2 protein-coding genes and 1 pseudogene are annotated in these 2,641 nt (G+C 32.0%); all 3 read left to right on the top strand.

Features of this window, described 5'->3' with window-relative positions; translation table 11 throughout:
* Nucleotides 1-217 precede the first annotated feature (217 nt).
* Complete coding sequence (locus ACK5ON_RS06360; RefSeq protein ID WP_409820918.1) at nucleotides 218-664, top strand: hypothetical protein; 447 nt, start codon at nucleotides 218-220, stop codon at nucleotides 662-664.
* Between the two features lie 203 nt (nucleotides 665-867).
* The gene (locus ACK5ON_RS06355; protein ID WP_396172719.1) at nucleotides 868-1,416 is read left to right on the top strand and encodes a CopD family protein; all 549 of its coding nucleotides are present in this window, start codon (nucleotides 868-870) and stop codon (nucleotides 1,414-1,416) included.
* Nucleotides 1,417-1,555: 139 nt separating this feature from the next.
* Nucleotides 1,556-2,614 (top strand): annotated as a pseudogene (locus tag ACK5ON_RS06350) (histidine kinase dimerization/phospho-acceptor domain-containing protein); the annotation flags it as partial.
* Nucleotides 2,615-2,641 lie beyond the last annotated feature (27 nt).

Raw genomic sequence — 2,641 nt, 5'->3', positions numbered from 1 at the left:
GGAAGCCAACGAACAGTTTTTGCATCATGGTGGCGAGGAATTCATGGCAATTCCGTGTATGAATGATGAAGACGAATGGTGTGGTGTGGTTGCGAGTTGGGTTAAAGATTTTCAGAGACAATAGAAATTTGTTTATATGAGATTTGAAATTCCTTTTAATGAAAATATATCAAGAGAAGATTCCAAAAAATATTTTGATTTTATTTGGAAAGACGTTTTGAAAAAGAATAAAAAAAATTTATATGTTGTTTTTCCATTAATTGTATTTGGAATTACTATTATATACGGGAAAAGTAATTTAGGGTATCTTATTTTAGCTTTTGGTTTTTTTGCGATTTTAACATATTATTATTTTTACAAACACTACAAAAAAGAAAGAAAAAGATATTTTGAAGAAGTTGAAAAACATATTTCAGAATATTCATCTCAGAACAAATCTTGTTTTTGGGAATTTAATGAAGAGCAATTTTATTATTCAGATTTTAAATATGATTTAAAAGTTAATTGGAGTTCATTTACAAAATTTAGAATTGTTGAAAACAATTTGATATTAGAATTAAGAGATAATATAATTGCAACCTTCTTTCTAAATAAAGAAGAAGTTGGTCAAGAAAATTTTGATAAAATAATTCATTTTTTAGAAGCAAAAATTAAAAATAACTAATGGAACTTTTCAACTACATAAATCATTTTAACCAATTTAATTTTATGCTTGAACCTTTCTGCCGACAGGAGGGAATGACAAACATTGCTCGAAAGATGAAACAAAAAAAATGAGATTCCTACGGAATGACAAACGTTGCGTGAAACTCGAAACTCGGAACTTGCAACCCAAAACCCGAAACCTTTTAACTCGAAACTATAAAAATGGAACTCTACAACTACATAAAATCATTGCACCTCATTTTTGTTATCACCTGGTTTGCGGGTTTGTTTTATATAGTTCGTTTGTTTGTATACCAAATTGAAGCCAACGACAAACCATCGCCCGAAAAGGAAATTTTGCAAAAGCAGTACAAAATCATGACCTATCGCTTATGGTATATTATCACTTGGCCAAGTGCTGTTTTAGCTACGTTGTTTGCCATTTGGTTATTGATTTTAATGCCCACTTGGATGCAAACGGCTTGGATGCATGTTAAATTGGGCTTTGTCGTTTTACTGATTGCCTACCAAATAAAATGTCATTTAATTTACAGAGAATTACAACATGATATTTTCAACTATTCTTCTAACTTTATGCGTTTGTGGAATGAAGGCGCAACAATTATCCTCTTTGCTGTGGTTTTTTTAGTAATTTTAAAAAATGCTTTCAACTGGGTTTATGGCGTAATTGGAATTGTCTTGTTTTCGGTTTTGATAATGCTTGGATTTAAGTTTTATAAAAGAATTCGCGAACGTAAATCTAACCACTAAGTTCACTAAGAAAGCACGAAAAACACTATCAAAATTTGTGCGCTTTGTGCCTTCCTTGTGTCTTTGTGGTAAAAAATTTAAAATGGTCAAAAACTTCAAAATGTCAATGCTTTCCCTTCGAATTAGGATTTTCCTTTCGATGATTATATTGATAGTTATTGCCTCCATTTTGATGGCTTCCATATCGATTATTCAGTTTAAAAATGAAGCCAAAGACTACCATCAAGAACGTCTAGACCGAAAAGAATTTGCCATCAAAGAGCACATCAATTATGTGCTATCCACTTCGACTTATCCATTAACTCAGGATAATTTACGGCTAATTTTTAAAGATAAAATTCATGAATTGTCCGATATTCATAATCTTGAAATTAATATTTATTCGCTAGAAGGAAAGCTAGTGAAATCCTCTAAAGCTTCCTTTTCTGTTGACAAGGTTGCTCCACCAATACCAAATTATATTTTAAAACTTGTTCAATCATCCGTTGAGAAAAGGTATGTTGACATTAAAAATGTAAACGGCGTTAAAAACCGATCTTCCTACAGTCAAATTAAAGATGATAAATTCAAACCCTTGGGGATTTTGAACATTCCCTATGTGGAAGATGATGGTTTTTATGAAACCGAACTGCGCCAATTTTTATTGCGATTAAGTCAGGTATATTCATTTATGTTAATTATCGCCTTTGCATTGGCTTATTTCCTGTCGAGTTATATTACCAAATCCTTAAAAACCATTTCAGACAAAATCAACGAAACGAGTTTGAATCAAAAAAACGAGAAAATTGTTATCGAAGCCAATAGTAAAGAGATTAATTCCTTGATAAATGCCTACAATCAGATGGTGGATAAACTCGAAGATAGCGCCACCATGCTAGCTCAAAGCGAACGGGAACAAGCGTGGAGAGAAATGGCAAAACAAGTGGCGCATGAAATCAAAAATCCATTAACACCAATGCGTTTGACGGTGCAGAGTTTCCAAAGAAAGTTTGATGCTAATGATCCTGATTTAAAACAAAAACTGAACGATTATTCTAAAACATTAATTCAACAAATCGATACCATGAGTGCTGTGGCTTCGGCATTTTCTAACTTTGCATCGATGCCAGCGCAACAAAACGAAACGCTCAATGTAGTTCAATTGTTAGAGCTCGCATTGGATATTTTTAATGAAGATTTTATTGTATTCGAAAGTAATTAAGAAGAAATTATTTCAAAACTTGAC

It is taken from the genome of Flavobacterium sp. (assembly GCF_046317795.1).
Taxonomy (GTDB): domain Bacteria; phylum Bacteroidota; class Bacteroidia; order Flavobacteriales; family Flavobacteriaceae; genus Flavobacterium.
This window is presented reverse-complemented; position numbering and strand designations above follow the sequence as displayed.